This is a genomic window from Streptomyces aurantiogriseus, from assembly GCF_014649375.1.
Taxonomy (GTDB): domain Bacteria; phylum Actinomycetota; class Actinomycetes; order Streptomycetales; family Streptomycetaceae; genus Streptomyces; species Streptomyces aurantiogriseus.
Genome location: NZ_BMSX01000003.1, coordinates 575,592 through 589,981, shown reverse-complemented (window position 1 = coordinate 589,981; position 14,390 = coordinate 575,592). Strand labels below are relative to the sequence as shown.

11 protein-coding genes are annotated in these 14,390 nt (G+C 68.4%); 1 reads left to right on the top strand and 10 read right to left on the bottom strand.

Translation table 11 applies throughout. The annotated features are described in order from the left end of the window. Positions 1-65 precede the first annotated feature (65 nt). Positions 66-2,195 carry a S9 family peptidase gene (locus tag IE263_RS09240; RefSeq protein ID WP_189934180.1) on the top strand — a complete coding sequence of 710 codons (2,130 nt, stop codon included), beginning with the start codon at positions 66-68 and terminating at the stop codon, positions 2,193-2,195. Between the two features lie 245 nt (positions 2,196-2,440). Here the strand turns inward: IE263_RS09240 and IE263_RS09235 are convergent, their stop codons facing one another. The 10 genes from IE263_RS09235 to IE263_RS09190 all read right to left on the bottom strand — a co-directional run bounded on the left by IE263_RS09235 (position 2,441) and on the right by IE263_RS09190 (position 14,187). Beyond that, entirely contained in the window at positions 2,441-3,526 is a 1,086-nt protein-coding gene (locus IE263_RS09235; RefSeq protein ID WP_189934178.1) for an ABC transporter ATP-binding protein, read from the bottom strand. Then, positions 3,519-4,493: an ABC transporter ATP-binding protein gene (locus IE263_RS09230; protein WP_189934176.1), complete on the bottom strand. Its 975-nt coding sequence runs from the start codon at positions 4,491-4,493 to the stop codon at positions 3,519-3,521. Before IE263_RS09230 ends, IE263_RS09235 begins: the two co-directional genes overlap by 8 nt. Positions 4,494-4,501: 8 nt before the next feature. Then, entirely contained in the window at positions 4,502-5,536 is a 1,035-nt protein-coding gene (locus IE263_RS09225; RefSeq protein WP_189934174.1) for an ABC transporter permease, read from the bottom strand. Beyond that, positions 5,529-6,452 (bottom strand): ABC transporter permease, encoded by a 924-nt coding sequence (locus tag IE263_RS09220; RefSeq protein ID WP_189934172.1) that lies wholly within the window; start codon positions 6,450-6,452, stop codon positions 5,529-5,531. Before IE263_RS09220 ends, IE263_RS09225 begins: the two co-directional genes overlap by 8 nt. Before the next feature lie 6 nt (positions 6,453-6,458). After that, complete coding sequence (locus tag IE263_RS09215) at positions 6,459-8,084, bottom strand: peptide ABC transporter substrate-binding protein (protein ID WP_189934170.1); 1,626 nt, start codon at positions 8,082-8,084, stop codon at positions 6,459-6,461. A 250-nt stretch (positions 8,085-8,334) separates the two neighbouring features. Further along, positions 8,335-9,483 (bottom strand): ABC transporter ATP-binding protein, encoded by a 1,149-nt coding sequence (locus IE263_RS09210; RefSeq protein WP_189934168.1) that lies wholly within the window; start codon positions 9,481-9,483, stop codon positions 8,335-8,337. Continuing rightward, entirely contained in the window at positions 9,476-10,531 is a 1,056-nt protein-coding gene (locus IE263_RS09205; RefSeq protein WP_189934166.1) for an ABC transporter ATP-binding protein, read from the bottom strand. The genes IE263_RS09210 and IE263_RS09205 overlap by 8 nt, the downstream gene beginning before the upstream one ends. A gap of 11 nt (positions 10,532-10,542) precedes the next feature. Next, positions 10,543-11,493 carry an ABC transporter permease gene (locus tag IE263_RS09200; RefSeq protein ID WP_189934164.1) on the bottom strand — a complete coding sequence of 317 codons (951 nt, stop codon included), beginning with the start codon at positions 11,491-11,493 and terminating at the stop codon, positions 10,543-10,545. Further along, a complete protein-coding gene (locus IE263_RS09195) occupies positions 11,486-12,418 on the bottom strand; it encodes an ABC transporter permease (RefSeq protein WP_189934162.1) in 933 nt (310 codons plus the stop codon). Before IE263_RS09195 ends, IE263_RS09200 begins: the two co-directional genes overlap by 8 nt. A 140-nt stretch (positions 12,419-12,558) precedes the next feature. Continuing rightward, entirely contained in the window at positions 12,559-14,187 is a 1,629-nt protein-coding gene (locus tag IE263_RS09190) for a peptide ABC transporter substrate-binding protein (RefSeq protein ID WP_189934160.1), read from the bottom strand. Positions 14,188-14,390: the final 203 nt, after the last annotated feature.

The following is a 14,390-nucleotide window of genomic DNA, read 5'->3' as shown; positions in this document are numbered from 1 at the left end:
TGAGTGCGTGCGCATCGAGTGGCGCACAGCCGCACAAGGGGGCGCATGGCCAATATGGTCAGGGCATGACGACCGAGTCCGACTCCTTCCCCCGGCGGCACGCCCGCACCCAGCGTTTCACGCTCGGCGCGCCGCGTTCGTTCACGGTGGCCCCCGATGGCTCCCGTGTCGTGTTCCTGCGCTCGCACTCCGGCACGGACCGCGCGGGCGCGCTGTGGGTGCTCGATCCGGCGGGCGGTCAAGAGCGCGTGGCTGCGGACCCCCGCGCGCTCCTGGGCGACGCCGCGGAGGACCTCTCGCCCGAGGAGCGGGCGCGCCGCGAACGCAGCCGCGAGGGCGGTGCGGGGATCGTCGGCTACGCCACCGACGAGGCCGTCGAGTTGGCGGCTTTCGCCTTGTCAGGGCGGCTTTTCACGGCGGAGCTGCGGGCCGGCACGGCACGCGAGCTCCCCGTCGCCGGACCGGTGATCGACCCCCGCCCCTCGCCCGACGGACGGCTCGTCGCGTACGTCGCGCAGGGCGCCCTGCGGGTCGTGGGCGCCGAGGGGGAGGGCGATCTGGCACTCGCCGAACCGGAGTCGGAGTCGGTTTCCTACGGATTGGCCGAGTTCATCGCGGCTGAGGAGATGGGGCGTTCGCGGGGGTTCTGGTGGGCTCCGGAGTCCGACCGGCTGCTCGTGGCGCGGGTGGACGACACGCCGGTGGAGCAGTGGTGGATCTCGGATCCGGCCCAGCCGAAACGTGACCCACAACACGTCCGGTATCCGGTGGCCGGGACGGCCAACGCGGACGTCCGGCTGTTCCTGATCGGCCTCGACGGCGCGCGCACGGAGGTCGTCTGGGACCGGGCGCGCTATCCGTATCTGGCGCGAGTGCACTGGTCAGCGGCGGGTGCGCCGCTGCTGCTCGTACAAGCGCGCGACCAGCGGAGTCAGCTGTTCCTGGCGGTGGACACCGACTCGGGGGCCACCCGGATGGTGCACGCCGACGAAGATCGGATTTGGCTGGATCTTTTCCCTGGGGTGCCGTGCTGGAGCCCGTCGGGACAGCTCGTCCGGATCGCCGACGAGGGGGGTGCGCGGGTCCTCGCGGTGGGCGAACGGCCGCTGACCGGAGCGCAGTTGCATGTGCGGGCGGTGCTGGACGTCACGGCCGACGACGTGCTGGTCTCCGCCTCGGCCGGAGAGGACACCGAGCACCCCGAGACCGGCGAGGTGCATGTCTACCGCGTCAACGAGCTCGGCGTCGAGCGCCTTTCCGGGGAACCCGGGGTCCACTCGGCGGTGCGCTCCGGGAACGTGACCGTGCTGGTGTCGGCGGTGCCGGACCGGCCGGGGAGCCAGGTACGGGTGCTGCGGGAGGGGAAGCCGGTGGCGACTGTCCGGTCGTATGCGGAAGATCCTGGTCTGTCCCCCCGCGTGAAGCTCATCGAGGGGGGCGCACGGCGGATCCCGTGCGCCGTGCTTATGCCTACGGACTACCCCGGTGACACCTCGCACCCCACTCCCCTCCCCGTACTCCTCGACCCCTACGGCGGGCCGCACGGACCGCGCGTCCTCGCCGCGCACAACGCGCATCTGACCTCGCAGTGGTTCGCCGACCAGGGCTTCGCGGTGGTCGTGGCCGACGGCCGGGGCACGCCGGGCCGCTCCCCCGGCTGGGAGAAGGCGATCCACCAGGACCTCACCGTCACCCTCGACGACCAGATCGAGGCGCTGCAGGATTTGGCGAAGACACATCCCCTGGATCTGACCCGGGTGGCGATCCGCGGCTGGTCCTTCGGCGGCTATCTGGCGGCCCTGGCGGTGCTGCGCCGCCCGGACGTCTTCCACGCGGCCATCGCGGGCGCCCCGGTCACGGACTGGCGGCTCTACGACACCCACTACACCGAGCGGTACCTCGGCGACCCGACGACGGCTGCGGAGACGTACGCAAGGAGCTCGCTCGTCACGGACGAGGGGCTCTCCTCCCCCGCCGAGCCGCACCGTCCGCTGATGATCGTGCACGGCCTGGCCGACGACAACGTGGTCGTCGCCCACGCCCTGCGCCTGTCCTCCGCCCTGCTGGCCGCCGGCCGCCCGCACGAGGTCCTGCCCCTGTCCGGCGTCACCCACATGACCCCGCAGGAGCAGGTCGCCGAGAACCTGCTGCTGCTTCAGGTGGACTTCCTCCGGCGCGCTCTCCATCTGGTCTGAGCAGCGACACTCCACGGAGCACCGCAACCATCAATCGAGGAACCACGACGAAGCACCAGCCAGGTCCGCGAGAGCGGCGCCGGCTCAGGCGCAAAGAACAGCAACGGGCCGGGGCGACATGGCGCGCCCCGGCCCGTTTACGGCACCCGCACGGCCGTACGCTGTTCAGCCTGACGCGTCCGTATATCGGAACCGGGTCAGCCAAGTTGCCTGCGTGTTAACGCGGTTGCTGCACAAATGTGCTGCTATGCACTCCCGTTGACATGATCCTCCCGGGTCTCCTCGGGTGGGAGCACCACCTCCGGCGCGGAGCGCCTGATCGATACATCCTCCGCGAAGTGGCACGCGGAGTCATGGGCGGCCGGGCCGGTCGTGCGGCGGAACTCCTCCGGGACCGCGAGGGCCGGCACCTCCAGGGCGCAGCGCTCCTGGGCCTTCCAGCAGCGGGTGCGGAAGCGGCAGCCGGAGGGGATGTTCGTCGGGGACGGGACGTCGCCCGCGAGGATGATGCGCTCGCGGTGTTCGCGGGCCTCCGGGTCCGGTACGGGGACGGCGGAGAGCAGGGCCTGGGTGTAGGGGTGCGTGGGATGGTCGTAGATCTCGGTGTCCCGGCCGATCTCCACGATCCTGCCCAGGTACATCACCCCGACCCGGTCCGAGATGTGCCGCACGAGCGACAGGTCGTGCGCGATGAAGAGGCAGGAGAGCTCGAACTCGCTCTGGAGGCGGTCCAGCAGGTTGATGACCTGCGCCTGGACCGAGACGTCCAGCGCGGAGACCGGTTCGTCGGCGACGATCACCTCGGGGCGCAGGGCGAGGGCGCGGGCGATGCCGATGCGCTGGCGCTGGCCGCCGGAGAACTGGTGCGGATAGCGGTTGACGTACTCGGGGTCGAGACCGACGACGTCGAGCAGGTCCTGGACCTTCCTGCGCCGGTCGCCCTTCGGGGCCACCTCCGGGTGGATCTCGTAGGGCTCCCCGATGATGTCGCCGACCGTCATCCGGGGGTTGAGGGAGGTGTACGGGTCCTGGAACACCATCTGGATGTTGCGGCGGACGGCCTTGAGGGCCTTCCCCGACAACCGGGTGATGTCCTCGCCCCGGTACCTGATCGTCCCGGCCGTCGGCCTCTCCAGGCTGACCAGCATCCTGGCGACCGTCGACTTGCCGCAGCCCGACTCCCCGACGAGGCCCAGGGTTTCGCCGCGGCCGAGCGTGAAGTCGACGCCGTCGACGGCCTTCACCGCGCCGACCTGCTTCCTGAAGAGGATGCCCCTGGTCAGCGGATAGTGCTTGACGAGCCCGCTGACCTCCAGAACCGGCTCAGCCATCCAGGCACTCCCTCCAGAAGTGGCAGGCACTCGCGCGGTCCTCGGACACCTCGTACGGCGGCGGTACGTCCGTCCGGCACACGTCGCGGGCCATCGGGCAGCGCGGGTGGAAGGCGCAGCCCGACGGGATGTGCATGAGGTTGGGCGGCAGGCCCTTGATGGCGTAGAGCTCCTGGCCCTTCTGGTCCAGGCGCGGGATGGAGTCCAGCAGGCCGCGGGTGTACGGGTGGGCCGGGGCCTTGTAGAGGTCGTGGACCGGCGCCGACTCGACGATGCGGCCCGCGTACATCACGGCGATGCGGTCGGCGACGTCGGCGACCACGCCGAGGTCGTGGGTGATGAGGATCAGGCCCATGTGGTACTCGCGCTGCAACTCCGCGAGCAGGTCCATGACCTGGGCCTGGACGGTGACGTCGAGGGCGGTGGTCGGCTCGTCGGCGATGATGAGCGCCGGTTCCAAAGCGATCGCCATCGCGATCATGATGCGCTGGCGCATACCGCCGGAGAACTGGTGCGGGTAGTCCTTGACCCGCTCCTTCGCACCCGGGATGCGCACCTGGTCCATCAGCTCGACGGCCCGGGCCCGCGCGTCCTTCTTCCCCATGCCCCGGTGCACGACGAACATCTCGCCGAGTTGGTCGCCCACGCAGACCACGGGGTTCAGCGAGGACAGCGCGTCCTGGAAGATCATCGCCATCTCGGCGCCCCGGACCTTGCGGCGCTCCTCCTCCTTCAGCTTCAGCAGGTCCCGGCCCTGGAAGAGGATCTCGCCGCCGGTGATCCGGCCGGGCGGCGTGTCGAGGATGCCCATGACCGCCTGGGCGGTGACGGACTTGCCGGAGCCGGACTCGCCGAGCACGGCGAGGGTCTCGCCGGCGTCCACCCCGTAGGTGACGCCGTTGACGGCCCTGGCGATCCCGTCGCGGGTGCGGAACTCCACGTGCAGGTCGCGCACTTCGAGCAGCATCGGGCCCGTCACCTCAGCTTCGGGTCGAGGGCGTCGCGCACCGCGTCGCCGAGCATGATGAACGCGAGGACGGTGATCGCCAGCGCGCCGGAGGGCCACAGCAGCGCGTGCGGGGCGTTGCGGATGTAGGGCGAGGCGGCGGAGATGTCGATGCCCCAGGAGACGGTCGGCGGCTTCAGCCCGACGCCGAGGTAGGACAGGGTCGCCTCCAGCGCGATGTACGTACCGAGCGCGATGGTCGCCACGACGATCACCGGCGCCACGGCGTTGGGCGCGATGTGCCGCAGCAGGAGCCGGGAGTTGGAGGCGCCCAGCGCGCGGGCGGCCTGGACGTAGTCGTTCTGCTGGACGGTGATGACCGAGCCGCGGGCGATACGGGAGATCTGGGGCCAGCCGAGCAGCACCATGAACCCGATGACCGGCCAGACCGTAGTGCTGGTCACCACGGAGAGGAGGACCAGACCGCCGAGGACGACCGGGATCGCGAAGAAGATGTCGGTGACCCGGGACAGGACGGCGTCCCCCGTCCCGCCGAAGAAGCCGGCGAGCCCGCCGAGGACCGAGCCGAGGATCGCCACCCCGAGCGTGGCGCAGACGCCGACCGTGACGGACGTCCGGGCGCCGTAGACGGTACGGGTGTAGACGTCGCAGCCCTGGCCGTCGTAGCCGAAGGGATGGCCGGGCCGGGAGCCCTCCTGGGCCTTGGCGAGGTCGCACTGGAGAGGGCTCTCCCAGGTGATGGCCGAGGGCCACAGGGAGATGAAGACCAGGAAGAGGATGATCAGGGCGGAGACGAGGAAGACGGGGTTGCGGCGCAGGTCCCGCCAGGCGTCGGAGCCCAGGGAGCGTGCGCGCCCGCCGGCGGCGGCCGATGCGTCCGGCCCGAAGGGGCCCGTGCCCTTCGGGCCTCCCGGTGCGCGTCCGCCGGAGGCGGCCGAGGGGTGCTGTTCCAGCGACGCCCCCTCGCTCGCCGCCAGGTCCATCGCACCGCCCGCGCCGGTCCCGGCGATGGCGCCCCCCGGTTCGTACGGCTGGTCAGGCATAGCGGATCCTCGGGTCGAGTACGGCGTACAGGAGGTCGACGAGCAGGTTGGCCACCAGGAAGACCAGGACGAGGACGGTCACGAAGCCCACCACGGTCTGCGTGTTCTGCCGGAGGATCCCCTGGTAGAGCTGGAAGCCGACGCCGTGGATGTTGAAGATCCGCTCGGTGACGATCGCGCCGCCCATCAGGGCGCCGATGTCGGTGCCGATGAAGGTGACGACGGGGATCAGGGAGTTGCGCAGCAGGTGCCGGGTGATGACCCGGTGCCGGGGCAGCCCCTTGGCGATGGCGGTACGGACGTAGTCGGACCGTTTGTTCTCCGCGATGGAGGTGCGGGTGAGCCGGGTGACGTAGGCGAGGGAGACGGAGGCCAGCACCAGGCCCGGCACGATCAGTTCGTCGAAGGTCGCCGCCGAGGAGACGGACGGTTTGATCCACCCCCACTCGACGCCGAGCAGCAACTGCAGCAGCAGGCCGGTGACGAAGGTGGGGACGGAGATCACGACGAGGGTGACCAGGAGGACGCCGGTGTCGACGGGCCGGCCCCGGCGCAGGCCCGTGACGACACCGAGGGTGATGCCGATGACGATCTCGAAGAGGATCGCGACGATCGTGAGCCGGATGGTGACCGGGAACGCCGTCGCCATCAGCTCGGTGACCGGCTGGCCGTTGAACGCCGTACCGAAGTCGCCGGTGAAGACGTTCCCCATGTAGGTCAGGTATTGCTGCCAGACCGGTCTGTCGAGGCCGAACTCCTTCTTCAGCTGGGCGGCGGTGGCGGGGTCGCACTGGCGGTCGCCGCAGAGCCCCGCGACGGGATCGCCCATCACGTTCACCATCAGGAAGATCAACAGCGTGGCGCCGATGAACACCGGGATCATCTGGAGCAGACGCCGGATCACATACCGGCCCATGGCGGGTCAGCTGACCTTGATCTCGTTGTAGACGGGGACGGAGAACGGGTTGAGCCTGACGTCCGACAGGCGCTCCGAGTAGCCGGCGCTGCCGTTCTGGTACCAGAGCGGGATGGCGGCCATGTTGTCCCTCACGACCTCCTCGGCCTGCTGGAAGGTCCGGATCGCCTGCGCGGGGTCGGTCTCGGCGTTGGCCTCGTCGACGAGCCGGTCGAACTTCTCGTCGGACCACTTGCCGTCGTTGGAGGAGGCGTTGGTGTAGTAGAGCGGCTGGAGGAAGTTCTGGATGAGGGGGTAGTCCATCTGCCACCCGGCCCGGAACGGTCCCTGCATCTTCCGGTCGCCGATCTGGTTGCGGTAGTCGGCGAAGGTGCCGACGGGGTTGCCGACGCAGGCCTTCTCGTTGCCGAGGGCGTTGTTGATGGAGTTGCAGACCGCGTCGACCCACTGCCGGTGGGAGCCGGTGTCCGCGTTGTAGGTGATCTTCACCTGGCCGCCGGGGAGGCCGCCGCCCTCCTCGATGAGCTTCCTGGCCGCCTCGGGGTCGTAGTCGCAGGCGTCCCCGCACAGGCCCTCCTTGAAGCCGCCGTCCTCGCCGAGCACCGGGGAGGTCCAGTCGGAGGCGGGGGTGCGGGTCCTCTGGAAGATCGTCTCGGTGATCTGCTCGCGGTTGATCGCCCGGGACAGGCCGGTGCGGACCTTGTCGGAGCCGGGCTTGTTCCAGTCCTTGTCGTAGTAGGGGAAGGCGAGGACCTGGATGATGCCGGCGGGGGTGTTGAGGTAGCGGTCGCCCAGGTCGCTCTTGACGTTCTTCAGCTGGGAGGCGGGCACGTCGTCGACGAGGTCGAGGTTGCCGGCCATCAGATCGGTGTAGGCGGTGTTGTTGTCGGTGTAGACCTTCAGGGTCACCCCGCCGTTGACCGCCTTGTCCGGGCCGGGGTAGTCCTCCCACGTCCTCAGCTCCATCTGGGAGCCCTTGGCGTAGGACTCGATGGTGTACGGCCCGTTTCCGACCGGTTTCTTCAGCCAGCCGGCGTGGTCGGTGAAGAAGGACTGGGGCAGCGGGGCGTAGGCGGCGTAGCCGAGGGTGTCGGGGAAGCTCGAGAACTTCTGCTTCAGCCTGACGGTGAAGGTCCGCTCGTCGACGACCTTGAGACCGGAGAGGGTCTCGGCGGTCTGCTTGCTGCCGTCGTCGGGGTGCGTCTCCGGGTAGCCCTCGATGTACTCGAAGAAGTACGCGTTCTTCTGGTTGTTCTTCAGGCTCGCGCCGTAGTTCCAGGCGTCGACGAAGGACTTCGCCGTCACTTTCTCGCCATTGCTGAACGTCCAGCCGTCCTTGACGGTGATCGTGAAGTTCTGCGAGTCCGTCGTCTCGATCTTCTCCGCGAGCATGTCCTCGGCCTGGCCCGTGTCCGGGTTGTACTTCTTCAGGCTCCTGAAGATCATGTCGAGGACCTTGCCGCCCTGGACCTCGTTGGTGTTGGCGGGCTCCAGCGGATTCTGCGGGTCTCCCCAGGAGGAGCTGAGCACCGCGCCGGTGTCGCTGCCGGCGGCCCCGCCCCCGCAGGCGGTCGCCACGAGCGTCAGCGCCGCCGCGCACGCGACCCATGTGGCGTGTGGGGCTCCACGCATGGAGTGCCTCCTCTTGACTGACCCGGGCCCGGACCCGGGTATTGCACCGGACCTGGATCCTTTACCAGTCAATATCGACACATGGTGGTTTTCACGCACTTTCACCCCACCCGTACGGGTTCAAAGGGCGTCAGGAGGATGACCCGGAACGGCTGGGCTGGGCCGTTCGAAGCATCCTTCCTCCGGGAAAAGGCCGGTGCCCGGCGCCTCTCTTCGAGGTGCCGGGCACCGGCGTCTGCCGATCAGCGGGTCACGCCGCGTGCACGACGTCCTTCTCCTCCGCGAAGTGGCAGGCCGACTCGTGGGCCGCCGGGGTGTCCGAACCCTGGAAGCGCTCGGGGACGGCGAGGAGGGGGACCTCCTCGGCGCACTTGTCCTGGGCCTTCCAGCAGCGGGTGCGGAAGCGGCAGCCCGAGGGCGGGTTGGCCGGGGACGGGACGTCGCCGGTGAGGATGATGCGCTCACGGTGCTCGCGTGCGTCCGGATCCGGCACGGGGACCGCCGAGAGCAGCGCCTGGGTGTAGGGGTGTGTCGGGTGGTCGTAGATCTGCGTGTCCGTGCCGATCTCGGCCATCTTCCCGAGGTACATCACACCGACGCGGTCGGAAATGTGCCGGACGATCGACAGGTCGTGTGCGATGAAGATGTAGGAGAGGTTGAACTCGTCCTGCAGCTTCTCCATCAGGTTGATGACCTGAGCCTGGACCGACACGTCGAGCGCGGAGACCGGCTCGTCGCAGATGATGATCTCGGGGTTGAGCGCCAGCCCGCGCGCGATGCCGATGCGCTGGCGCTGACCGCCCGAGAACTGGTGCGGGTAGCGGTTGATGTACTCCGGGTTGAGACCCACGACGTCCAGCAGCTCCTGGACCTTGCGGCGCCGGTCGCCCTTCGGAGCCACCTCGGGGTGGATGTCGAAGGGTTCGCCGATGATGTCGCCCACCGTCATGCGCGGGTTGAGCGAGGTGTACGGGTCCTGGAACACCATCTGGATGTTGCGGCGCACGGCCTTCAGGGCGCGCCCGGACAGCTTGGTGATGTCCTGGCCCTTGTAGAAGATCTCGCCGGCCGTCGGCCGCTCCAGGTTCATCAGGAGCTTGGCGACCGTGGACTTGCCGCAGCCGGACTCGCCGACGATGCCGAGGGTCTCGCCCTGGTGCAGGTCGAAGGAGACGCCGTCGACCGCCTTGACCGCGCCGATCTGACGCTTGAACAGGATGCCCTGGGTGAGCGGGAAGTGCTTCTGCAGGTTGCGCACCTGGAGAATCGGTTCACCGCGCTCGACGGGCGCCTCGATCGCGGCGACCGCCTCCGTCTCGGAGTGGGCGTCCACGACCTCCACCTCGGAGACGTTCGGCGTGGCGTCCTGCTGCTCGTCGTTCTTGCTGAGCTCAGCCATGGATCGTCTCCTTCCAGAAGTGGCACGCCGAGGCGCGGCCGACCAGCTCGCTGCCGTCCTGCTCGGTGACCGGCACCAGCGCCGGGATCTCCTCGCGGCAGATGTCCTGCGCCTTGGGGCAGCGCGGGTTGAAGGCGCAACCGCTCGGCATGCGCAGCAGGTTGGGCGGCAGCCCCTTGATCGCGTACAGCTCCTGGCCTTTGTGGTCCAGGCGCGGGATCGAGTCCAGCAGACCGCGCGTGTAGGGGTGCGCGGGCCGCTTGTACAGCTGGTGCACGGGGGCACGCTCGACGATCCGGCCCGCGTACATCACCGCGATCTTGTCCGCCACGTCGGCGACCACGCCGAGGTCGTGGGTGATCAGGATGAGGCCCATGTTGTACTCGCGCTGCAGCTCCGCGAGCAACTCCATGACCTGGGCCTGGACCGTCACGTCGAGGGCCGTGGTCGGCTCGTCGGCGATGATCAGGTCGGGCTCCAGGGCCAGCGCCATGGCGATCATGATGCGCTGGCGCATACCGCCCGAGAACTGGTGCGGGTAGTCGTTGACGCGTGCCGCGGCGGCCGGGATCTTCACCCGGTCCATCAGCTCGATCGCCTTGGCCTTGGCGTCCTTCTTGGACATGCCCTGGTGGACGCGGAACATCTCACCGAGCTGGTAGCCCACGCTCAGCACCGGGTTCAGCGAGCTGAGCGCGTCCTGGAAGATCATGGCGATGCGCTGTCCGCGGATCCTGCGGCGCTCCTCGGCGGACATCTTCAGCATGTCCTGACCGCGGAAGAGGATCTCGCCCTGCGGGATCCGCGCCGGCGGCATGTCGAGGATGCCCATGACCGCCTGCGCGGTCACGGACTTGCCGGAGCCGGACTCACCGAGCACGGCCAGCGTCTCACCGGCGCTCACGCTGTAGTTGACGCCGTTGACGGCCTTGACCAGACCCTCCCGGGTCTTGAACTCGACGTGCAGGTCACGCACTTCGAGCAGCGGGCCGCCGTCGGCCCCGCCGTCCCGCGGCGAGGGCACGGAAGTTTCTTCGATGACGGTCACGTACGCCTCCCTCAGCGCATCTTCGGGTCGAGGGCGTTGCGGACGGCCTCACCGAGCATGATGAACGCCAGCACCGTGATGCTGAGCATGATCGACGGGTAGAGCATGATCCACTGCGCCACGCGGATCTGGTTGCCGCCGTCGGAGATGTCGTTGCCCCACGACACACCGCTCAGGCCGAGGCCCAGGTACGACAGCGTGGCCTCGGCGCCGATGTAGACACCGAGCGAGATGGTGGCGACGACGATCACCGGGGCGAGGCTGTTCGGCAGGATGTGCCGGAACATGATGCGCGGAGTGCTTGCACCGAGGGCCTTCGCGGCCTGCACGTAGTCCGCCTGCTTGGTGGTGATGACCGCACCGCGCATCACACGGGCGATCTGGGTCCAGCCGAAGAAGCCGAGCGCGCCGATGACCACCCAGGTCGTGCGGTGCTCGAAGGAGTTCAGCGCGACCATCGTGCCGAGCAGGAACGGGATGCCGAAGAAGACATCCGTCAGCCGGGACAGGATCGAGTCGACGACGCCGCCGAAATAGCCGGCGATCATGCCGACCAGGCCGCCTGCGAGGGTGACCACGATGGTGGTGCCGAAGCCGACGGCCACGGAGGCCCGGGTGCCGTAGATGACACGGGCGTACACGCTGCGGCCCTGCTGGTCGTAGCCCAGCCAGTCGGCCGAACCTATCTCGCCCAGCTTCGGCTTCTGCAGGTAGTGCTTCGACAGGTCACCCAGGATCGGGTCCGTGCTGGTGAACCAGCCGGGGAAGAAGGTGATCGTCAGCAGGAACAGGATCAGCAGGCTGGAGACGATGAAGATCCAGCTGCGGCGCAGGTCGGCCCAGGCGTCGCCCCACAGGCTGCGGGCCTTCTCCGACTTGGCGGGGGTGGCCGGTGCCGCCGCCGGAGTCTCGGCGGCTTCGGCCACGGCGTCCTTGACGTCCGTCTTGGTCACGTCAGGCATAGCGAATCCTCGGGTCCAGGACCGCGTAGAGCAGGTCGACGAGCAGGCTGGCGAGGAGGTAGACGAGGACCAGGATGGTCACCAGGCCGATCAGGGTGGTGCCCTCGCGTCGCACGATGGACTCGGCGATCGTGCCGCCCACGCCGTGGATGTTGAAGATGTGCTCGGTGACGACGGCGCCACCCATCAGGGCACCGAGGTCGGCGCCGAGGTAAGTGACCACCGGGATCAGCGAGTTGCGCATCAGGTGGACGCCCACCACGCGACGGCGCGGCAGGCCCTTGGCCACGGCCGTGCGGATGTAGTCCGCGCGCAGGTTCTCGGCGATCGAGGTCCGGGTCAGCCGGGTCACGTAAGCCAGCGACGCGGTACCCAGGACGACGGCCGGGAGGATGAACTGGGTGAGGTCCGTGTCGTCGTTGACGCTGGGAGCCACCCACCCGAGCTGGTCGGCGAAGACCATCTGGAGGATGAAGCCGAGGACGAACACCGGGACCGAGATCAGCAGCAGCGTGATCAGCAGGATCGCGTTGTCGGTGACCCGGCCCGCGCGCAGACCGCTGAGGACGCCCAGCGTGAGTCCCAGCACCGCCTCGAAGGCGAAGGCCAGGCCGGCCAGACGCAGCGTCACCGGGAAGGCGTCGCCCAGGACGTCGGTGACGGGGCGGCCGCTGGCGATCTGGGTGCCGAAGTCCGCGTGCAGGATCATGTCCCGCATGTAGTTGAAGTACTGCTCGTAGATCGGCAGATCCAAGCCGTACTCGTGCTTCAGTGCTGCGATCACCTGCGGGCTGCCGCCCTTGTCGCCGAACAGCCCGCTCACGGGGTCACCGGGCAGGGCGTAGACCATGAGGAAGATCAGCAGGGTTGTCCCGAAGAAGACCGGGATCATCTGGAGCAGTCGTCGTGCGACGTAGCGCCCCATCGTGCCTCCATGTCAATCACGACAGCACCGACGGGCCCTTTCCCCGCGCACCTCTGGAAGATGCGTGCGGAAAGGGCCCCCCGGCCACTGCCGTTCCCCGGGGCGCGGTCCGACCGCGCCCCGGGACTACGGGCTTGTGGTTACTTCTTCTTGACCTGAACGCCGGTCAGGATCGGGTCGCCGTCCTGGGCGTACTCGACGCCGGTGACGTTCTCCGAGTAGCCCGCGTTGACCTTGTAGTACCAGAGCGGAATGCTCGGCATGTACTTCGGGAGTTCCTTCTCGACCTGCTGGTAGAGCTTCTCCGACTCCTCCAGCGACGGGGCGGCGTCCGCCTTGGCGATCAGGTCGTCGATCTCCTTGCTGGAGAAGCCGCCCTGGTTGCCGTCGGACTGGGTGCCGAACAGGTCGCGGATGAAGTTGGCGATGAACGGGTAGTCGAGCACCCAGCCGGAGCGGTACAGCGACTTGACCTGCTTGTTCTGACGGGCCTGGAGGTCCGTCTGGAAGTCCGCCTTGGAGTCGCCGGTGCACTTCACACCAGTGGCCTTGGTGATGGAGTTGCAGACCGCCTCGACCCAGTCCTTGTGGCCGCCGTCGGCGTTGAACTGGATGCTGATGGCGTTGCCCGGGACGCCGCCGCCCTCGGCGATGAGCGCCTTGGCCTTGGCCGGGTCGTACTTGGTGATGTCACCGGCGGCGTTCGGCGTGTAGCCGAGGACGCCCTTGGCGACCCAGCCGGTGGCCGGCTCGCGGGTGCCCTGCAGCACCGTCTTGGTGATCGTGTCGCGGTCGATGGCCATCGACAGGCCCTGGATGACCTTCGGGTCGATCTTCTTCCACTGCGGCGTGTAGTAGGCCACGGCGATCGACTGGATCGAGGAGTAGGGCTTGTCCACGGCGCGGTCACCGAGGTCGGCCTTGTAGACCGGGAGGTCCTTCGGGGCCACCTGGCGCAGGACGTCGACGTTGTTGGACTTCAGGTCCTGGTAGGCGGTCTCCAGGCTGGTGTAGTTCTTGAAGACCACACCGCCGTTCTTCGCCTTGTTCTGGCCCTGGTAGTCGTCGTAGCGGGCGACCTCGATGGACTTCTTGTGGTCCCAGCTGACGAACTTGTACGGGCCGTTGCCGACCGGCTTCTGGCCGGCGGCGGCCGGGTCCTTGTAGAAGGACTCGGGCAGCGGCGCGAAGACCTCGTAGCCCAGCTTGTAGACGAAGTAGGGCAGCGGCTTCGCCAGGGTGATGGTGAAGGTGTTGTCGTCGACGACCTTCAGGCCCGACATCTCCGTGGCGGTGGGCTTGCCCTTGGCCGGAGCGACCTTGTCGTAGCCCTCGATGTCCGAGAACCAGAAGCTGTTGGTCTGCTTGTTCGCCGGATTGGCGGCCCAGTTCCACGCCTTGACGTAGGACGTGGCGGTCACCGGGGTGCCGTCGTGGAACTTCCAGCCCGGCTTCAGCTTGACCGTGAAGGTCTTGTTGTCCGTGGAGTCGACCGACTGGGCGTTCACCATGACGATCTTGCCGCTGGCGTCGTAGTCGACCAGCGTGGAGAACAGCGAGCGGATGACGATGCTGCCGTTGGACTCCATGGTGTTGGCGGGCTGCAGCGGGTTCTCCGGCTCGCCGACCTCGACCGAGAACTTGCCGTTCGGGTCGATCGCGGCCTTGCTGTCGTCCCCGCTGTCGCCGCTTCCCCCACCACAGGCCGTCGCGCCCAGCGCCACGACCGCGGCTATTGCCACCCACTTGGCGCTCTTGGCACCGCGCATGGGTTCCTCCTCATGAGTCCATTGGTTCACCGCAAAGGGAGCACGCGACACAGCACTGCACCGCCCGTCGCCGGTGCCGGAGTTGGTCAGGTGCCCCCGCGCTCGTGAGTGGGTGCCGCCTGAAGCGCGTGACCCGTTCATCCGAGCTCTACGCGCCTAACTATCTGCTATGCGCCAAGGCCGAACCACACTCTTGAGGTCTC